22 protein-coding genes are annotated in these 16653 nt (G+C 72.0%); 11 read left to right on the top strand and 11 right to left on the bottom strand.

All coding sequences use genetic code 11. The features are described from left to right. Positions 1-23 precede the first annotated feature (23 nt). Positions 24-404 (bottom strand): VOC family protein, encoded by a 381-nt coding sequence (locus ACZ52R_RS08310; RefSeq protein WP_465616564.1) that lies wholly within the window; start codon positions 402-404, stop codon positions 24-26. Between the two features lie 190 nt (positions 405-594). On the opposite strand from ACZ52R_RS08310, the gene ACZ52R_RS08305 reads away from it, so the two are divergent. The 4 genes from ACZ52R_RS08305 to ACZ52R_RS08290 are packed head-to-tail and all read left to right on the top strand — an operon-like array spanning position 595 to position 2352. After that, on the top strand, positions 595-891 hold the full coding sequence (locus ACZ52R_RS08305) for a type VII secretion target (protein ID WP_360494465.1): 297 nt from the start codon (positions 595-597) through the stop codon (positions 889-891). Positions 892-915: 24 nt separating this feature from the next. After that, on the top strand, positions 916-1233 hold the full coding sequence (locus ACZ52R_RS08300; RefSeq protein ID WP_465616567.1) for a hypothetical protein: 318 nt from the start codon (positions 916-918) through the stop codon (positions 1231-1233). Further along, complete coding sequence (locus ACZ52R_RS08295) at positions 1230-1856, top strand: hypothetical protein (RefSeq protein WP_465616569.1); 627 nt, start codon at positions 1230-1232, stop codon at positions 1854-1856. The genes ACZ52R_RS08300 and ACZ52R_RS08295 overlap by 4 nt, the downstream gene beginning before the upstream one ends. A 13-nt stretch (positions 1857-1869) precedes the next feature. Next, positions 1870-2352, top strand: coding sequence for a hypothetical protein (locus ACZ52R_RS08290; RefSeq protein ID WP_465753166.1), 483 nt, complete (start codon positions 1870-1872; stop codon positions 2350-2352). Between the two features lie 49 nt (positions 2353-2401). Here ACZ52R_RS08290 and ACZ52R_RS08285 read toward each other — a convergent pair whose 3' ends face one another. After that, positions 2402-4051, bottom strand: a complete 1650-nt coding sequence (locus ACZ52R_RS08285; protein ID WP_465753164.1) for an LCP family protein — start codon at positions 4049-4051, stop codon at positions 2402-2404. Beyond that, complete coding sequence (locus tag ACZ52R_RS08280) at positions 4044-4394, bottom strand: DUF6542 domain-containing protein (RefSeq protein WP_360494450.1); 351 nt, start codon at positions 4392-4394, stop codon at positions 4044-4046. Before ACZ52R_RS08280 ends, ACZ52R_RS08285 begins: the two co-directional genes overlap by 8 nt. Positions 4395-4920: 526 nt before the next feature. Between ACZ52R_RS08280 and ACZ52R_RS08275 the strand changes: the two genes are divergently transcribed. Then, the gene (locus ACZ52R_RS08275; protein ID WP_465616575.1) at positions 4921-5565 is read left to right on the top strand and encodes a TetR/AcrR family transcriptional regulator; all 645 of its coding nucleotides are present in this window, start codon (positions 4921-4923) and stop codon (positions 5563-5565) included. Between the two features lie 67 nt (positions 5566-5632). Here the strand turns inward: ACZ52R_RS08275 and ACZ52R_RS08270 are convergent, their stop codons facing one another. After that, positions 5633-6355, bottom strand: coding sequence for a hypothetical protein (locus ACZ52R_RS08270; RefSeq protein WP_360494444.1), 723 nt, complete (start codon positions 6353-6355; stop codon positions 5633-5635). Positions 6356-6605: 250 nt separating this feature from the next. Further along, positions 6606-7136 (bottom strand): GNAT family N-acetyltransferase, encoded by a 531-nt coding sequence (locus tag ACZ52R_RS08265; RefSeq protein ID WP_360494441.1) that lies wholly within the window; start codon positions 7134-7136, stop codon positions 6606-6608. 91 nt (positions 7137-7227) lie between these two features. On the opposite strand from ACZ52R_RS08265, the gene ACZ52R_RS08260 reads away from it, so the two are divergent. Continuing rightward, positions 7228-7440, top strand: a complete 213-nt coding sequence (locus tag ACZ52R_RS08260) for a nucleotidyltransferase domain-containing protein (protein ID WP_465616578.1) — start codon at positions 7228-7230, stop codon at positions 7438-7440. Positions 7441-7514: 74 nt separating this feature from the next. Here the strand turns inward: ACZ52R_RS08260 and ACZ52R_RS08255 are convergent, their stop codons facing one another. Beyond that, positions 7515-8399 carry a CAP domain-containing protein gene (locus ACZ52R_RS08255; protein ID WP_465616580.1) on the bottom strand — a complete coding sequence of 295 codons (885 nt, stop codon included), beginning with the start codon at positions 8397-8399 and terminating at the stop codon, positions 7515-7517. Positions 8400-8539: 140 nt separating this feature from the next. Continuing rightward, positions 8540-11467 carry an AfsR/SARP family transcriptional regulator gene (locus ACZ52R_RS08250; protein ID WP_465753162.1) on the bottom strand — a complete coding sequence of 976 codons (2928 nt, stop codon included), beginning with the start codon at positions 11465-11467 and terminating at the stop codon, positions 8540-8542. A gap of 128 nt (positions 11468-11595) precedes the next feature. On the opposite strand from ACZ52R_RS08250, the gene ACZ52R_RS08245 reads away from it, so the two are divergent. Then, the gene (locus ACZ52R_RS08245; protein WP_465753160.1) at positions 11596-13020 is read left to right on the top strand and encodes an AfsR/SARP family transcriptional regulator; all 1425 of its coding nucleotides are present in this window, start codon (positions 11596-11598) and stop codon (positions 13018-13020) included. Between the two features lie 7 nt (positions 13021-13027). On the opposite strand, the gene ACZ52R_RS08240 is transcribed toward ACZ52R_RS08245, so the two are convergent. From ACZ52R_RS08240 to ACZ52R_RS08225, 4 genes are all read right to left on the bottom strand, one after another. After that, positions 13028-13507: a hypothetical protein gene (locus ACZ52R_RS08240; RefSeq protein WP_465661376.1), complete on the bottom strand. Its 480-nt coding sequence runs from the start codon at positions 13505-13507 to the stop codon at positions 13028-13030. 155 nt (positions 13508-13662) lie between these two features. Beyond that, positions 13663-13863 carry a DUF397 domain-containing protein gene (locus ACZ52R_RS08235; protein WP_465753158.1) on the bottom strand — a complete coding sequence of 67 codons (201 nt, stop codon included), beginning with the start codon at positions 13861-13863 and terminating at the stop codon, positions 13663-13665. Positions 13864-13889: 26 nt separating this feature from the next. Continuing rightward, positions 13890-14090 carry a DUF397 domain-containing protein gene (locus tag ACZ52R_RS08230; protein ID WP_465661372.1) on the bottom strand — a complete coding sequence of 67 codons (201 nt, stop codon included), beginning with the start codon at positions 14088-14090 and terminating at the stop codon, positions 13890-13892. 10 nt (positions 14091-14100) lie between these two features. Beyond that, positions 14101-15054, bottom strand: coding sequence for a helix-turn-helix domain-containing protein (locus ACZ52R_RS08225; protein ID WP_465753156.1), 954 nt, complete (start codon positions 15052-15054; stop codon positions 14101-14103). Between the two features lie 113 nt (positions 15055-15167). Here ACZ52R_RS08225 and ACZ52R_RS08220 point away from each other — a divergent pair, with 113 nt between their 5' ends. The 4 genes from ACZ52R_RS08220 to ACZ52R_RS08205 all read left to right on the top strand — a co-directional run bounded on the left by ACZ52R_RS08220 (position 15168) and on the right by ACZ52R_RS08205 (position 16647). Continuing rightward, positions 15168-15536 (top strand): ATP-binding protein, encoded by a 369-nt coding sequence (locus ACZ52R_RS08220; protein ID WP_465753155.1) that lies wholly within the window; start codon positions 15168-15170, stop codon positions 15534-15536. After that, a complete protein-coding gene (locus ACZ52R_RS08215; protein ID WP_360494414.1) occupies positions 15533-15793 on the top strand; it encodes a hypothetical protein in 261 nt (86 codons plus the stop codon). The genes ACZ52R_RS08220 and ACZ52R_RS08215 overlap by 4 nt, the downstream gene beginning before the upstream one ends. 105 nt (positions 15794-15898) lie before the next feature. After that, positions 15899-16180, top strand: coding sequence for a hypothetical protein (locus tag ACZ52R_RS08210; RefSeq protein ID WP_465753153.1), 282 nt, complete (start codon positions 15899-15901; stop codon positions 16178-16180). 17 nt (positions 16181-16197) lie between these two features. Further along, positions 16198-16647 (top strand): hypothetical protein, encoded by a 450-nt coding sequence (locus ACZ52R_RS08205; protein WP_465753152.1) that lies wholly within the window; start codon positions 16198-16200, stop codon positions 16645-16647. Positions 16648-16653 lie beyond the last annotated feature (6 nt).

Below are 16653 nucleotides of genomic sequence, written 5' to 3'. Positions count from 1 at the left end.
CCGGTTACTGCTTGGTTTCGCGGTTACTGCTTGGCCCACTCGACCAGTTCGATCACGACCCCGTTCGGGTCGGCGACCTGGAACAGCTTCTCGCCCCACGGCTCCTCACGCAGCGGCAGGGTGATCGCGACCCCCTCCTCGCGCAGCCGCCGCTCCTCGGCGGCGATGTCCTCGACGACGAACGCCAGGATCACGCCGTCCGCGACCCGGTGGCGCTGGTCCTCCGGCAGGACCTCCAGGCCGCGCCGCAGGTAGACGACGTTGACCCCGCCGCCCGGGTGATTGAGCGAGACGAAGCCGTCGGCCGACATCTCCTCGCCGTAGCCGAAGTGCTCCCGGAGGAACGCGGCGGAGGCGGTGACGTCCTCGACGGTCAGGGCGACGGTGGTGGCGGTGATCTGCAAGGCGGGAACCCTCTCGTCGACTTCTGAGGCATCCGTACGATTACCCCGTACGCAGTACACTATACATAGTACGGAGAATCGCGCCAGGGGCGTGCCGACTGATCGCGTCCATGTTCGAGAAAGTCCGGCGGCGAACCGCCCGGTCCCGTTAGGGTCGGGACATCGCATCGAGCATTGGGGGGTCGATCCGATGTCGGGAGCCGGATTCGAGGTCTCGCCGGAGCAGTTGAGGTCCTCGGCGGCCAACGCTTCGTCCATCGCCGCCGGTCTGGCCACACCGGTCCAGACCGCCGGAACCGCCTCGGGGGCTGCCGAGACAGCCTTGGGCGGCTGGCAGGTGGCAGGGCAGCTGGCCGCCGTGGTGACCGCGTGGACCCAGGGCGTGGAGAAGATCCGCAGCGCGCTCGGCACGGACGAGGAGTCGCTCCGCCAAGCGGCCGACAACTACGGCAAGACCGACAACGGGAACGCCGGGGCGCTCCAGTAGCACAACAGGGGGAGGGGGGCTCCCGTGGTGGATTTCACGCGCCTGCGCGACGTGAAACTGGAGTCGGTGACGGAGACCGGCAAGGACTGGCAGGCTGTCGCCAAGGCGTTCGACCAAGCGTGGCAGCACATCGAGGAGTCGGTGCTCAAGCCGCTCGGGACCTGGACCGGCCCCGCCGCGACCGGCGCCCGGTACGTGACCGACACGAACGACCGAATGGACTGGATCCGCAAGGACATGCTGCCCAAGTGCCAGCAGCTGCTGGCGAATCCGGTGCAGGCGAAGACGCTCATCGACACTCCGTTGCTCGACCGGGCCGACGAGTACGAGATCGTGCCGTGACGGGGGCGTGGCGGATCCGGATCCTTGCGGTGCTGCTCTGCCTGGTTCTGCTGGCGGCCGGGTGCTACTTGGTGGGCGGGAGGACGCGTGCCGTCCACTGGGACCTCCGGAACTCGCACCGGGGTGCCGATCTCGGGGTCAAACTCAATCCGCACAGCGGCCACGACTTCGAGAACCTGGGCCCGGTGGACATCGACCTGCCTGGCGGTCAGCGCTTCCACGCTGCCACGATGAGCCTCATCGTGGCAGCTACCCACGATGACGCGGAGAACATCGACGAGCTCGTCTGTTGGGACTCCGACCTCTCGCTGGACGAGGCGTACAAGAGGGCCATGGACATCGCCCGGCAGTTCGGCTTGAAGTCCGACGGGATCACCGAGTTCCGTCAGAAGGTCCTCGACGGCCTGGCAAGGGGCGACCGGGTAGGTCTCGACGGGCAACACGGAGACTCCGACTTCCCGTTGCTGACTCCGGCCGGACCGCTCTTCGGGGTCGGCCTCAAGTACGAGACCGTCAACAACGGACAGCCCGTGACCCTGGAGGTCAACATCGCCTGGGGTGAGAACCTGAGACTCACGCTCCAGGACCAGGCCACCCAGTCCGCCACCCCGACCGCGCCCTGACCCGGAGGCCCTGTTGTCGTACGAGCAGCCCGTTCAGCCGACGGCCGTCACCTGGAACCTCCGCAGCAGCCATGGCCGCAGCGATGTCGGCTGGCCCGAGAACGTGCGGCGCCGCTGGCGCATCCCCACCGTGGCCGCGACCATCGCGCTGCCGGGCGGGCGCTGGTTCACCGGCAGGGTCGAGCTGTTGGCCACCGCGGAGAGCGAGGTGCTCGACCTGGTCAGCGTGACCTTTCCGGCCGCCACGGTGGATGACGCCTACCGGCTGTCGGGCGAGCTGGCACTGTGCTGGGAGCTGCCGGTCGCGCCGCTGGAGGGCTGGTACCGCGAGGTGCGGGCGGGGCTGGCGGCCGGGCGGCCGATCAACGAGTTCGGGTTGAGCATCCGCGGTCCGCGGCTGGAGGAGCCGTCCGGGCCGACGGTGAACCTGGTGTTCGTCTTCGCACCCCGCGGCCCGCGGCCGGTGCGGCCCGCGCTGTACTTCGAGTGGTCCTGAGCGGTGCCCCGCCGGGGTCGGCGGGGCACCGGACGATTGGCGGGGCGGGTCAGTAGACGCAGGGGATGCCGCCGTCGGACTGGGCGTCGACGCCGGGGCCCTGCATCGGCAGGTTGGCGGCCGGGTCGGACGCGGAGCCGGTCGGGGCGGCGGGCTTGTCGGCGTCGACGCCGGTGAAGCCGGTGCCGAGGGTGACCACGACGTGGTCCGCGCCGGCGGAGGCGGACTCGGTGGCGGTCACGCCGTAGCGGGCGGCGATCTGGTCGGCGGCGTCCTTGGCGCCCTTGCCGTAGGTGACGGTGGTGGTCTTCGGCTTGGTGCCCGCCGGGCCGGTCCGGCCCTCCTTGAAGCCCATCGCGACCAGGGCCTTGGATTCGGCGGTGGAGGAGACTCCGGTGGCCGAGGAGGCGTTGAAGACGTCCACGGTGACGGCCTTGGCGGCGGTCGACGTCGGGCTCGCGGTCGGCTGGGTGGCCGTGGGCGCGGGGGTGGCGCCGGTCGGGTCGGCCGGGGCGACGGGGGCGGCAGCGGCGTCGGCGTAGCCGAACAGCTGCTTGACCACCTTCTGGACCTTCGCCGGGGTCACCAGGTTGACGTCCTGGCCGTTCCGGGTGCCGAAGCCGTCGAAGGTCAGGGTGTTGAACTCGACGTTGCCGCCGGTCAGGGCCGGGGCCTGCTGGGCGAAGTCGAGGATGTTCCACTGGTTGTCGATGACGAGGTCCTTCTGTATGACGCCCATCAGCTCCTGCATCTTGCCGAGGTCGCCGACGATGCCCTTCTGCTTCAGGTTGTGCACGACGGCGGAGATGAAGGCCTGCTGGCGGTGGGTTCGGGCGAAGTCGCCGGAGTTGCCGTCGGGGCCGTCGAGGTTGTGGCGCTGGCGGACGAAGGAGAGCGCCTGGGAGGCGTTGAGGGTGTTGATGCCCTTCTTGAAGTCGGCGCCGGAGCCCTGGCCCTCCATGGCCGGGTCCTTGGTGTCGTGGGTGAGACAGACCTGGATCGGCTCGACCGCCTTGGCGATGTCGTAGAAGCCCATCAGGTTGACCTCGGCGATGTGGTCGATGGGCTGGTCGAGGAACTTCTGCACGGTGCGGATGGTGGCCGCGCGGCCGATGTCGCGGCCCGCCTTCTCCAGGTCGGCGCCCTTGAGGCCCTTGGCCCGCAGGCCCGGATCGGCCTTGTCCTTGGCCGCGCCGTAGGCCTCCTTGATCTTGGCCATGCCCAGCTGGGAGCCGTCGGCGTTGTAGGTCATGACGTAGTCGTCGCGCGGTATGGAGACGGCCTGCACCTTGCCGCCGTTCGCGGGGATGTGCAGCAGGATCAGCGAGTTGGTGTTGTAGCCGCCGATGTCGGAGCTGTGGCCGGCGTGCAGCTCGTCCTGGACGAACTGCGGGGGCAGGTCCGAGCCGTCCATGTTCTTGCGGCTGTCCAGGCCGATCAGCAGCAGGTTGACCGAGTTGTCGAGGTGCTTGGGGGCGTCCTTCTTCGTCTCGGCGATGACGTTGGAGGTGGTCATCCCGTCGGTGAGCTGCTTGTACTCGTACCAGACCACCCCGCTGGCGGCGAACACCGCCAGTCCGACGGTGCAGGCCACCACCCGGCCCGCGATCAGCAGCGGGGACCGGGTGCGGGCCGGGGCTCCGGCGGCCCGGCGGGCGGCGGCGCGGCCGCCCTCCTGCTGCTCGCTGTTCTCAGCCACGGTGCCTCCTCCGGTCCCGGACCACCCGGACCACGATCACCAGGAGAGCCGCTGCCGCGGCCTCAGCCATCACGGGAAAGCCGTGCACCACCCATTTCGCGGCGCCGGTGGCCAGCCCCCTGCCCTGGTAGAGCTCGCGGTTGGCGGCCAGCTCGGCGGCGGCCGTCACGCCCAGGATGACCGGCGGGGAGGCCGCGAGCACCCACCACCAGCCGTTGCGGGTGCTCAGTGCGGCGGCCAGGCCGGTGCCCAGCACCGCGGTCAGCGAGAACGCCAGTCCCATGCCCGGGCCGGAGAGTTCGCTGATCGCCGCGCCCACCACCGGCAGCCCGACCGCGGCCACCGCCGGCAGGGGGGGCCCGCCGGAGAAGGGGCGCTTCGGGCGGGCCGCGGGCCTGTCGGTCTGTCGGTCAGTCGGTCTGACGGTCGACCCGTCCGCCGGCCTGTCCGCCGCCCGTCGCCGTGCACCCTGATCGGCTGTCCGTCCCCCGTCGGGCGACCGTCCCCGGTCGGCTGCCCGCCCCTGGTCGGCTGCCCGCCCCCGGTCCGGCGACCGTCCTCGCTGCCCCGCCACGCACCCACCCCCGGTGTTCCCGTGTTCCGTGCGCCACGTCGGCGCCCGCGCCGGTTGCCTGTCCGTACGTTCGTTCGTGGCGCTGCCATTTCTGGACGCTGGAGCCGGTCGGCCGGTTCCCGTGCGTGGCCGCGGAGCCCGTGATCGGGGCCGGGTACTTACGCAATGCGTCTACACGGGTGTAGATCTTACTCGGCGTGGCGCGCGCGTTCGATGGCGAGCCCGGCTCGGTGCGAGGCAAATACACTGCACCGAGTAGTTTATTAGCGCAGGCGGAGCAGTGGAGGAGCGGACCGTGGCGACGACGGGTGGAGCGGGACGACCGGAGAAGCGCAGGGCGATCACGCAGGCCGCGACGGTGGTGTTCGGGCGCGAGGGCTACGTGCGGGCCAGCATGGACGCGATCGCGGCCGAGGCCGGGGTGTCCAAGCGCACGGTCTACAACCACTTCGCCGACAAGGAGACCCTCTTCCTGTCGGTGGCGCTGCAGAACTCCGCGGAACTGACCGAGAAGATCCGGGACTTGATGGCGAAGTACCTCGACCGGGTGGTGGACCTGCGCCAGGACCTGGTCGACTTCGCGGTCGAGCGGGCACGCGCGGTGCTGTCCGCCGGGGAGCACGGGGCGCTCGGCCGGGCGATCCGCGCCGAGGTGGCCAACATCCCGGCGGACGTTCTGGAGGCCTGGCTGGAGGCCGGCCCGATCGCCTCGCTGCGCGACCTCGCGACGCACTTCGAGGCGCTCTCGGAACGCGGACTGCTGGCCGTCGAGGACGCCGCGCTGGCCGCCGAGCAGTACACGCTGCTGACCTTCCACGGCATCGCCGAGCGCTCCTTCTGGGGCGCCGTCCCGGTGGCGGACGAAGAGGTCGAGCGGATCGCGGCGGTCGGCGTCGACGCCTTCCTGCGGATCCACGGCGGCCCGGCGGCCCGGGGCTGAATCCCGGGCGGGGCCGAACCCCGGGCGGGGGCGGCACAGTGCCGCCCCCGCCCGGAGTCCGTACGGATCACTTCCAGTTGACGCCCTTGCCGAGGGTGTACGGGTCGCCCCAGTACTCGGCGCCCGCGACCTTGGAGGCCTCCGGGGACAACGCCACCGCGCAGGAGGTGGCCGACTGGCCGTTGGTGAAGCCCTTGGGCAGCGACTCGCTCTTGCACTTGGCGAAGGCCCCGATGATCATCAGGTCCTGCGCCTCGGTGCCGTCCGCCAGCAGGCCCTTCATGTGGTCGACGCTGGTGAAGGACAGGTCGGTGCTGCCGGCGTTGGTGACGCTGTAGTGGATGTAGTACGGCACCAGGCCCTTGGCCTTGTCGCCCAGGTTGAGCGAGGTGAGGTCGGCCGGATCGCCCTTCTCGATCGAGGTGACCGCGAGCGCGATGGTGCCCTTGGTGCTGCCCGAGCTGAACGGGATCGTGACGGCGTTGCCGACCTTGACCGTGGTGCCGCCGGCCGGGGTGCCGCCCGCCGGTGCGGGCGCGGCAGCCGAAGCGGAGGCCGCGCCGCCCGCCGGGGCGGAGGTCGGGGCGGCCGGGGTGATGGCGCCGCCACCCGGCGACGGGGCGACGGTGCCCGGCGCGGACGACGCGGCCGGTGCGGACGGCGCAGCCGGCGGGGTCGTCGCGGTGTCGGACGACGACGCGTCGTCGTTGCAGGCGGTCATGGTCAGCGCGCCGACCGCGGTCAGCGCGGCCAGGGCGAGGGCGCGGCGACTGCTGCGGATGGGCTTCATGTGACGTCCCCCGTCATTGCGGACCGCCGTCGGCGGTCCTCCTGAGGGATGTTCATAGCGCAGTCCGGAGGTCGGGTGCCATGACTTCGGCCTCCCTTTGACCGGTCTGTGACGAGTCTCTCGCGGGTCCGTGACAAGGGATATCGAGTCGTGATCGGCCGGGTGGGGTCGGGTGGGGTCGGGCGGGGTCGGGCGGGGCAGGGCAGGCCGTCGGGGAGCGGCGGGCGGGGAGCCGCAGTGGGCCGTCGGATCACGGTGTCCATTCGCCGGCGAGCAGGCCGAGGACGGTCTGGTCGACGAACGCCCCGTCGGCCCAGTGGCCGGCGCGCAGGGTGCCCTCGACGGTGAATCCGGCGCGTCGGGCGGCGCCCAGCATCGGCTCGTTGTCGGCGAGCGTCTCCATCTGCAGCCGCTGGAGGCCGAGCGTGCGGAAGCCGTAGCGGCAGAGCGTGCGCAGGGTGTCGGTGGCGAGCCCCCGGCCGCGGTGTCCGGGGCGCAGGGCGATGCCGAGGTGGCCGCTGCGGTTGTGGGAGTCGATGCCCCAGACCAGGGCCTCGCCCGCGAGTTCGCCGGTGTCCCGCTCGACGACGGAGAAGCAGGCGGCGTCGTCGGCGGGCGCGCCGACGAGGTAGGGGGAGTGCGGGGAGTCGGGCGGGAGAGGCCGCCAGGGGCGGTTGTCGGCTCGGGTGCGGGTGGCGACGTCGTCGTACAACTCGGCCTGGAGAACGGGTATGTCGCTCTGCAGCCGGGCGCGGAGGGTGACACGGGAGCCTTGTAGCATGTCACATTGTCTACCAGGGGCGGGCGGTGGGCGCCTTCGGTTTTCCGTTCGGATCCGGAGCCGGGGCCGGTGACCTGCGATTCTTGCCCGCATGAGTGAACGGATGATCGATCAGGCCCGTCGGCTGGTGGCCGACCGATTCCCGGACGCGCTCGCCGCGCTGCTGGCCGGGTCCGCGGCGGCCGGGACCGCCACCGCCACCAGCGACCTCGACCTCGCGGTCCTGGTCGCGGACGGGCGACGGTGGCGAAGCCGAGCCGCTCGTAGTGCCGGATCGCCGGGGCGTTGTCGGTGCGGACGTTGAGGCCCAGGTGGTCGGTGCCTCCCCAGGGGTTCCGGGCCCGGCCCTCCCGACGGGGACCGGGCCCGGTGGGCGGGTCAGACCTGGCCGAAGGTCTGGACGTAGCGCCCTCGGGTGCCGTGCTGGCGAACCGCGGAGCCGACACCGATGTGGTTGAAGCGCGGGTCGAGGATGGTGTCGCGGTGGTGGGGGCTGTTCATCCACATCCGCATCGCCTCCGGGACGTTGTCGGCCGCGGCGACGTTCTCCGCGGAGAAGCGGAAGGCGAAGCCGGCGGCGCGCACCCGGCGCCACGGTGTGCTGCCGTCGGTGCCGTGGTCCTGGGTGAGGTCGTGTGCCGTCATGTCGTCGGCGTGGCGTTGGGCGGCGGCGTTCAACCGCTCGTCCAGGCAGAGCGGTTGGGCGCCGGCGCGGGCGCGTTCGGTGTTGACGGCGGTCAGCATCTCGGTGTGGACGTCACCGTCGGCGGGCTGCGGACGCCGCGCCGTCCGCCACCGGCCGCCGGCGGTCCGGCCGGCGGGGATGAGCTGCCAGCGCTGGGCCGGGTCGGTGTGGTTCTGCCGGGCCAGGGTGAGCGGGGAGCCGGGGGTGGACGCGGTGAGGAAGAGGTCGCCCTCGTCGGAGTTCAGCGTGCGGATGCGGAGCCAGTCGTCGCCGACGACTTCCAGGCACCAGCGCTGGTCGGGCTGACCGTCCAGGTCGGCCAGTGAGGTCCGGCGGGTGGTGTGGTCGTAGTGCATGACCATGGCCTGGCCGGGGGCGTACCGTCCCCGGGTCAGCTGGGTCTCCACCACCCAGTTGCCGTCCATGGACCAGAAGACCCAGCCCTGGGCGGTGGTGCCGTTGCGCTCCCGGGACTGGATCGGAGCGCCCGGGTCGGTGCGGCCGGAGTGCAGGTCGGCGACCGTTCCGTTCGCCGACCGGAGCGTCCACACCTGGCCGTTCCGTACGAGCGTGGGCATGTGTCGTGCCTCTCGTCGGTGGTGTCGCCCCGGGCCGCGACCGTTGCGGCGGCGGCCCGGGGCCTGACGGGAGAGATGTTCCGGGAACGCGGTAGACGGCCGGTCAACGCGCGTAGCCGGTGGTCGTGCCGATGCCGTACCTACTCCGTCAGTAGCCCCCTGACCTGCGCTGCCTCCTCCTCCAGCCCCAGCCGCTCGTACACCTCCAGGGAGTCCGTCAGGCAGGCCCGGGCCTGGCGCGGGCGGCCGAGGCCGGTGAGCGCGGTGCCGAGGGTGCGCAGCAGGGCGGCTTCCAGGGCGGCGCTGGTGCGGCGGGCGAGGGGGAGGACGGCTTCGGCGGCGTCGACGGCGAGCAGCCAGCGGCCGGCCTCGGCGTGGATGCGGGCGGCGAGGTCGCCGGCCGCGGCGGCGAAGACGGTGACCTGGAGGGCGGTGAACTCCTCGCGGGCGCCGACGGCGTGGTCGAGGGCCGCCTCCGGGTCGCCGCACAGGCGCAGCACCCGGGCGAGGTAGTAACGGCCGATCGCGGCGGAGACCGGGCCGGAGGCGCTCATCAGGCTGGCGCTGCGTTCGGCGGCGTCCCGGGCCTCGTCGAGGCGCCCGGTCTGGGCGGCGCTGAACGCGAACTCGCCGAGCGCGCTGCCCTCGGCGCGCTGGGCGCCGAGGCGGTGGAACAGGTCGGCGGCGCGTCCGGCGTGCTCGGCGGCCTCGGCGTAGCGGCCGTGCATGCGGGCGTTGCTGCCGAGGGTGATCAGGGCCTTGGCGAGGACGCGTTCGGTTCTCTCCTCCCGCCCGGACAGGGCGACGGCCCGGCGGATCTCCTCCTGGGATTCGGCGTAGCGGTTGATGTGCCAGAGCATGCTGCCGCGCAGGTAGCGGGCGAGGGCGAGCGGTCCGTGCTCGCCTCGGTCGGCGGCCTGTCGGGCGATGCGTTCGGCGAGGTCGACGATGACGCCGGTCTGGGTGCGTTCGGGGAGCACGGCGCCCATCCGGTCGGCGAGTTCGGCGGCGCGGTCGAGCGGCAGGGCCGGGTCGTCGCAGCCGAGCGCGATGGCGGCGGCGTGCACCTCGGCCTGGTCGCGCATCCAGCGCACGGCTTCCGCGCCGTCGGCGATGGCGCGGCCGGGGGAGGCCACGGCCGCGCCGAGCAGGCTGAGTTCGGCCGGTTCGGCCTTGCGGGCGGCGAGGTCGGCGTTGCGGGCGGTGGCGAGGCAGAAGTCGAGCAGCCGGTCGGTGGCGGCGGTGCGGTCGGCGGGGGTGTCCTCGTCGGCGAGGCGGTCGCGGGCGTAGGCGCGGACGAGGTCGTGGTAGCCGTAGCGGCCGAACCGGGGGGAGTGCAGCAGGTTGAGGTCGACGAGTTCTTCGAGGAGCCGGTCGGCCTCGTCCTCGGTGCGGCCGAGCAGGGCGGCGGCGCAGGGCAGCGGCAGGTCGGGGGCGTCGGGCAGGGACAGCAGGCGGAAGGCGCGCGCGAGTTCCGGGTCCAGGCGGTGGTAGGAGAGCGCGAAGGTGGCTTCCACCGTCCGTTCGCCGTCGCTGAGTTCGGCCAGCCGGTGCTCGTGGCGCAGCCCGTCGGCGAGTGCCGCGAGGGTGAGCGAGGGGTCGGCGGCGAGCCGGGAGGCGACGATGCGGACGGCGAGCGGCAGCAGCCCGCAGGCCCGGACGACGTCCTCGGCGGCTTCGGGTTCGGCGGCGACGCGTTCGGCGCCGACGATGCGGACGAGCAGTTCCAGCGCCTGTTCGGGCGACAGGGTGTCCAGGCGCATCTGGTGGGCCCCGGCGAGACCGGCCAGCCGGTGGCGGCTGGTGATGAGGACGGCGCAGCCGGCCGAGCCGGGCAGCAGCGGTTCGACGTGGCCTGACTCGGCGGCGTTGTCGAGGACGACCAGGACGCGCCGCCCGGCCAGCGCCGAACGGTAGAGGGCGCTGCGTTCGCCGCTGTCCGGCGGGATGTCGGCGGGGTCGACGCCGAGGGCGCGCAGGAATCCGGCGAGCACGGTGCCCGGGTCGGGCGGGGTGCGGTCGGCGCCGCGCAGGTCGGCGAAGAGCTGCCCGTCGGGGAAGTGCACGCGCATCTGCCGGGCGACGTGCACGGCGAGGGTGGTCTTGCCGACGCCGCCCATGCCGTCCAGGGCTGAGACCGCGACGGCGCGCCCGCCGGCGCCGGAGAGGCGGTCCGCGAGGGTTTCCACCTCTTCGACGCGTCCGGTGAAGTCGGGCAGGCCGGAGGGGAGTTGGTCGGGCGCCTGCCAGGCGTCGGGGCCGGCGCCGGCGGCGGGCTCGGGGACGGCTCCGGCCGGCAGCAGGGTGGCGTCCTCGCGCAGGATGCGCAGCTGGATCTCGGCCGGGCCCCGTTCGTCCGGCGGCAGCGACGGACGGGAGTCCTCGAACACGGCGAGCGCTTCGGCCTTGCGGCCCGACTGGTAGAGGGCGCGCATCAGGACGGCGGTGAGCCGGGGCCGCCCGGTGTGCTCCAGGGCGAGCGCCTCGGCCTCCGCCGTCAGGTCGGTGCGGTCGCCGAGTTCGGCGTCCAGCTCCAGCTGGGTCTCCTTGGCCGAGATCCGCTGCTCGGTGAGGCGGGCCCGGACGGCTTCGGCGTGCGGCCCGGGCAGCCCGGCGAGCGGCTCGCCGACCCACAGCCGCTGGGCGCTCCGCACCACCTCCCGGACCTCCCGGGGCGGGGCCTGCCGGTCGCGCAGCCGTTCGGCCTCGGCCAGCAGCGCCTCCCAGGCGGCCGCGTCCACCTCGGCCCCGGGCACCCTGAGCGCGTAGCCGTCGCCGACCCGCACCAGCGGCAGCCGCTCCGGATCGTCCCCGGTGTACGGCCGGAACGCGCTGCGCAGCCGGGAGACGGCGAGCTGGACGGCCTTGCGCGGTTCGGCGGGCTCGGCCCCGCCCCACACCCCCTCGACCAGGACCGGAACGGCCACCGTCCGCCCGGCGGCGGCCAGCAGCACGGCGAGCACCGCCCGCTGCTGCGGCCGGCCCAACTCCAGCTCCTGCTCCCCGTACCAGGCCCGCAGCGGCCCCAGCATTCCGAACCGAAGCCCGGATCCCCGTGTGTCATCCATGTCCCGTCCCGAATGTCGTTCCGCGCCGGGATTTCGCCACTTCCGTCCGGACAGCGGCGCCCCCATCCCTGGCGGCCTATGCTCTGTCACAGATTGTGCACCGGATTCTGGGATTCGAGAGGTGGGCTGTGCGGCTCGAATTCCACGTGCTGGGGCCGCTGCGCGCCCGGTGCGACGGCCGTGAGATCGACCTCGGCCGACCGCAGCAGCGGGCCGTGCTCGCCGCGCTGCTGCTCGCCCCGGGGCAGCTGGTTCCGACGGAGCGGCTGGTCGAAGGCCTGTGGGGGGAGGACGACACCCGCTGGCCGAAGGATCCGGCCGGGCAGATCGGCACCCATGTGCACCGGCTGCGCCGTGCCCTCGGCGAGTCCGGGCTGCTCGTCGCGGCGGCCGGCGGCTACCGGCTGGCGGTGCCCCGCGAGGCCGTGGACCTCTTCCGCTACGAGGGTGCGGTGGCCGAAGCCGTCGCGCTGCGTCACCAGGACCCGGTCCGGGCGAGGGAGTTGCTGGTGGCGGCCCTCGGGTCGTGGGAAGGCGACCGCGCGCTGGACGGCGCGCCGGGCGCCTTCGCCGAACGGACCCGGGAACGGCTGGCGGCCGGTCGCTTCGCGGCCGTGAAGGCCCTGCTCGACCTGGACCTGGCACTCGGGCGGCACGCCGGCGCGGTGGAGTCGCTGGCCGAACTCGCGGCCGCCCACCCGCAGGACGAGGAGGTGCACCGGCTGCACCTGCTGGCGCTGCACCGCTGCGGCCGGACGGCCGAGGCACTGGCCGGGTACGAGGCCCTGCGGGAACGGCTGGACCGGGAACTGGGACTCGAACCGGCCCCGGCCGTCGTGGAACTGGCCGAGAAGATCCGGCGCGGGGAGGCCCCCGTGCTGCTGCGACGGCTGCCACGCCCGTGCCAACTGCCCTCGGACATCCCGGACCTGGTCGGCCGGGCGGCGCTGGTCCGGGCGGGAGAGCAGGCGCTGCGGGCAGGCGGGGCACCGGTGCTCGGGCTGGCGGGCCCCGCGGGCAGCGGGGCGTCGGCCCTGGCGGTGCACATCGCGCACGTCGTCCAGGACGCCTTCCCGGACGGGCAGCTGTACGCGAGCGGCGGCGAGGCGGACGTGGTGCTCGCCGGGTTCCTGCGCGCATTGGGCGAACGGCCCGGCTCCTCGTCCGGCCTCGACGAACTGACCGCGCGCTACCGCGGGGCGCTCGCCGGACGCCGGGTGCTGGTGCTGCTCGACGGGGTGCCCGACCCCGCGCCGCTGCTGCCCGAAGTGCCGGGCTGCGCGGCGGTCGTGGCAGGCGCGGAACCGGGCGCACTGCCCGGGAACGACGTCGTACGGCTGGCGGTGGGACCGCTGGAGCCGCACGACGCCTACGAGCTGCTGGCCCGGATCGCCGGCACCGAGCGGATCCGGCAGGAGGCGGACGCGGTCGCCGAGCTGGCCGCCCTCTGCGGAAACCTGCCGGTCCTGCTGAGGGCGGCCGCGGAACGGCTCGCGGCCCGACCGCGGTGGTCGGTCGCCGACCTGGTCAGGTGGTACACCGAGCGCGGCTGAGGGCGGCCTAGTACGGGTCGGAGCTGCGGAGCGTGGCCGTGATGATGCCTGACAGAGGGGGCTGGACGAAGGTGACCACGAGCCCGCCCCTGTCGGCGACCCCCAGGGTGGCGAGCTCGTTCGGGTTGTCCTTGAACGTGTTGCTGGCCCAGCAGACCCGGTTGTTGGCGCCGTAGACGACGACGTTCCCGTCGCCCTGCATGATCGTCTTCTGGCCGCAGCCCAAGGACCCCGGAGCGGACCACACCGGGTACGGGGCCGACGGGTAGCCCCGGTACAGGACGAGGTTGCCGTCGCCCTGCATGATCAGCCGGGTGTCGCCGTTGCTGAGATAGTCGGCCTGGTAGAGGATCCCAGGCTCGGAAATCGACGGGCCGTACCCGGTGGCGGCCTGCGCGGTTCCTGCCGACACCATCGTCCCGACCAGCGCCATCACCCCGGCCGCCATGCCGATTGCTGCGCGCCGCAACGTCTTCGTCGCCTTCATGCCCCGTACTACCTCTCTCCAGCGTCGGCGCCCGCGATCGCGTCGGGCGCCCCGTGGAGACGATCATGGGCGATGGCGGTAGACAAACGATAAACAGATCGTTGGAGCGCCCCGCCCGCCCGCCGAAGCGGCGAGCGGGCGGGGGGGAGTGCGGGTCAGATGAGGTGGTCGAACTCGCCGGCCTTGGCTCCGAGGATGAGGGCGCGGAGCGTGGCGGTCGAGGTGGAGATGATGACGGAAGGGTCGTCGGACTCGCGGAGGTGGCGAAGTTCGTCGGCGCCAGCGGCCAGCTCAATGCAGTTGCTGCCGGTATCTCCGCCGCTGTATGACGACTTCTGCCAGTCGAGGTCGGTCATCTCGGGCCTCTCAAGGGCGGTTGGACTCAGGTGAGGTGGTCGAACTCGCCGGCCTTGGCTCCGAGGATGAGGGCGCGGAGCGTGGCGGTCGAGGTGGAGATGATGACGGAAGGGTCGTCCGACTCGCGGAGGTGGCGAAGGTCGTCGGCGCCGGCTGCGAGTTCAACGCAGCTACCGCCCTCGTTCGAGCCGCTGAACGATGACTTTTGCCAACGGAGTTCGGACATCGGATGCCTTTCAAGCTTGCAACAAGTAGAGAAGATGTCGAATGAGTCCCCACGAGTCGCGCGAGGAAAGCGTGGTCGAGGACTGGTCGACAGGCGGCAAGGCCAGCTCGCTCAGCTGGTTGAAGGTCCTTCGGTAGGTCTCGATCGAATGCTGGTCGCCAAGATACTCGGTGTGGCTTGGGTGATCCACGATGACTGTGGAGAGCTCTGGCGATCCAGGGTCCACCAGCACGAACTGGCTGGTGTAGGGCGGCTTCTTCACGGCGGTGAAGGGCAAGACCTGAATGCTGACGTTCGGTAGCTCTGAAATCTCCAGCAGGTGCACAAGCTGTTCCCTCATGGCGGTATCGCCGGGGAATCGCATGCGCAACGCTGTCTCATGGATGACGAATCGGAACTCGCGGCGTGGCAAGTCTGTGAGAATGTGCTGCCGTTGCTTCCGGAACGCGGTTTCGGCTTCGACATCCAACTTGCGATGCTGGTCCGCATCTTCGTAGATCGCCTCGACGTAGGCGGGTACCTGGAGAAGCCCCGGAATATAGAACGTCTCGAAGTTGTCGAGCTGGGCTGCTCCATGCTCTGCCTCTGCCAGATCATGCAGCAGGGTTGGAACGCGGTCCGCGAAGTCGCTCCACCAGCCTTTCCCGTTGCTCCGCCCCAGATCGGCGAGCTTCGCGCGGAAGACCGGGTCGCCGCAGCCGTACGCGTCGAGCCAGATCTCGAGGCGTTCGGGGTTGAGGGTGATCCGACCGGCCTCGGTGTGGCTCACCGCCGGACCCTTCATCCCCACAAGCGCGCCGGCTTCCGGTGCAGACAACCCTGCTGCAGCGCGCAGGCGTTGCAGCTCCTCGCCGAAGCGCCGTTGCCGTTGGCTGATCGGCCCCTTGTATGCCACTGGCGGTCCCTCCTTGTCGGTGCAGTGTTTCGCATGGGGCGAGCGGTTTGCCACCGCGATCTGATGCATGGTTGCTAGTTCGATTGCACAGATGGCATCCCGTCCCCTACCGTCAGTGTTGCATCGATCACACGGTGAAGCGTCGCCTTCGTCGATTCCCCTCCTCTCCCCTGGGGTCTCTCATGCGTGCCTGCAATCCTCCCGACTGGTCCACCGCTCGGGCCGAGCTCTCTGACCTCCTCACCACCGCCGGGTGGTCGCCCTCCCTCATCGGCGATGCCGAACTCGCCCTTCACGAGCTCTTCGTGAACGCCTGGTGGCATGCCGGCAGCCCGGCTCCCCTCGTCACCCTCGTCCTCTCCAGCCGCTGCCTCCGGGTCTCGGTCTGCGACGACAGCCCCGTTCTCCCCGGCGAGCCCTGTGTCCCCGCCGACCCGCTCGCCCTCTCCGGTCGCGGTCTGTTCCTCGTCCGCGCTCTCACCCACCGGTTCGGCGCCGACCCCCGGAAGCTGGGCAAGGTCGTCTGGTTCGAACTGGAGGCCGCCGCGTGAACCGTCGACCGATGCAGCCCGCCGATCCCCGGATCCGGGCCTACACCGACGCCCACGTCCGCACGCTCCTCGCCGAACTCCACGAGCGTGGGAAGAAGTTCGGCCTGGTCTTCCCCTCCGCCACGATCGACCGCAATCTCGACGGCCGGGTCCTGGTCTGCTTCAACACCGCCCCGGCCTCCACCCTCCTCAACCTCCTGACCCTCCTCCTCGACGCCGACCGCGACCGCAACCGCGAGCGCTCGTGCGGTTCCTGATCGCCGCCGCTCTCCTCACCCTCCTCGCCCTGGCGATGGCCACCGTCGCCCTGGGCGTCATCACCGCACTCAACGTTGCAAGGACCGACGAAGAGGAGCCCTGACATGCCCGACCCGCTCGCGAACGCCCTCGCCGCGACGCAGTACGCCGTCGCCGCCGCGTTCAACGCGCTCGCCACCGATCTCGTCACCCCGCCCGTGCCCGACGACTTCGACTGGCCCGACCTCGAATCGTTCGTCTTCAACCTGGGCTTCGCCGCCGACGACTCCGACGCCGCCCTCAACCTCTACCGGCTGCTCTTCGCCGTGCAGCGCATCGCCTACCGCGAGGCGGCCGGCCGTAACTCCCCCTGGCTCGCGACCCGCCTCAACCCGCGCGGCCCGTAGGCCCGTAGCCTGGCCGGATGGACGAGTTCGCGACCCGCCTGCACGGCGCCTGGGAGTGGTGGGACGCCGCCATCGAGGACGCCCAGGAGGGCCGTTGGGTCCGTACCGCCGTCGAACGGCGGGTGATGGACGATCTCGCCGCCGCGACCGTCGGACACCCGTACCCGTCCGACGCGGACTCCTGGCACATCCGGCTCGGCCGCATCGCGTGCTGGGCGGGCGCGCTCCGGCTCGCCGCCCGGGCGGGCGGCTGGGAACTCGTGCCGGTCGTCGGAGTGACCCCGCCGCGACCGGCGGGGATGGCCGAACTGCTGTCCGCTGTCTACGCGGTGGGTGAGCAGGGCGAGGTCTGGCTGCGGCGGCTCCCCGTCGACGGGCCGCCGCCGCTCCGCGCGGTCGTCGGGTTCGAGGCCTTCGTCACCGGCCCGGGCTCGGTCGAGGACCTCCGCCAGTTCTTCTACGACTGAAACCCG

The sequence above is a fragment of the Kitasatospora sp. NPDC034023 genome (genome assembly GCF_055575795.1).
The sequence above is the reverse complement of the archived record's forward strand: the minus strand, read 5'-3'. Positions and strand labels throughout refer to the sequence as shown.

What these genes read in the sequence shown, in the direction of transcription:
- ACZ52R_RS08235 (WP_465753158.1), bottom strand. Translation starts at nt 13,863, where the DNA reads ATGACCGACCTCGACTGGCAGAAGTCGTCATACAGCGGCGGAGATACC.
- ACZ52R_RS08220 (WP_465753155.1), top strand. Translation starts at nt 15,168, where the DNA reads ATGCGTGCCTGCAATCCTCCCGACTGGTCCACCGCTCGGGCCGAGCTC.
- ACZ52R_RS08250 (WP_465753162.1), bottom strand. Translation starts at nt 11,467, where the DNA reads ATGGATGACACACGGGGATCCGGGCTTCGGTTCGGAATGCTGGGGCCG.
- ACZ52R_RS08265 (WP_360494441.1), bottom strand. Translation starts at nt 7,136, where the DNA reads ATGCTACAAGGCTCCCGTGTCACCCTCCGCGCCCGGCTGCAGAGCGAC.
- ACZ52R_RS08240 (WP_465661376.1), bottom strand. Translation starts at nt 13,507, where the DNA reads ATGAAGGCGACGAAGACGTTGCGGCGCGCAGCAATCGGCATGGCGGCC.
- ACZ52R_RS08270 (WP_360494444.1), bottom strand. Translation starts at nt 6,355, where the DNA reads ATGAAGCCCATCCGCAGCAGTCGCCGCGCCCTCGCCCTGGCCGCGCTG.
- ACZ52R_RS08230 (WP_465661372.1), bottom strand. Translation starts at nt 14,090, where the DNA reads ATGTCCGAACTCCGTTGGCAAAAGTCATCGTTCAGCGGCTCGAACGAG.
- ACZ52R_RS08225 (WP_465753156.1), bottom strand. Translation starts at nt 15,054, where the DNA reads ATGCATCAGATCGCGGTGGCAAACCGCTCGCCCCATGCGAAACACTGC.
- ACZ52R_RS08305 (WP_360494465.1), top strand. Translation starts at nt 595, where the DNA reads ATGTCGGGAGCCGGATTCGAGGTCTCGCCGGAGCAGTTGAGGTCCTCG.
- ACZ52R_RS08260 (WP_465616578.1), top strand. Translation starts at nt 7,228, where the DNA reads ATGAGTGAACGGATGATCGATCAGGCCCGTCGGCTGGTGGCCGACCGA.
- ACZ52R_RS08210 (WP_465753153.1), top strand. Translation starts at nt 15,899, where the DNA reads ATGCCCGACCCGCTCGCGAACGCCCTCGCCGCGACGCAGTACGCCGTC.
- ACZ52R_RS08205 (WP_465753152.1), top strand. Translation starts at nt 16,198, where the DNA reads ATGGACGAGTTCGCGACCCGCCTGCACGGCGCCTGGGAGTGGTGGGAC.
- ACZ52R_RS08255 (WP_465616580.1), bottom strand. Translation starts at nt 8,399, where the DNA reads ATGCCCACGCTCGTACGGAACGGCCAGGTGTGGACGCTCCGGTCGGCG.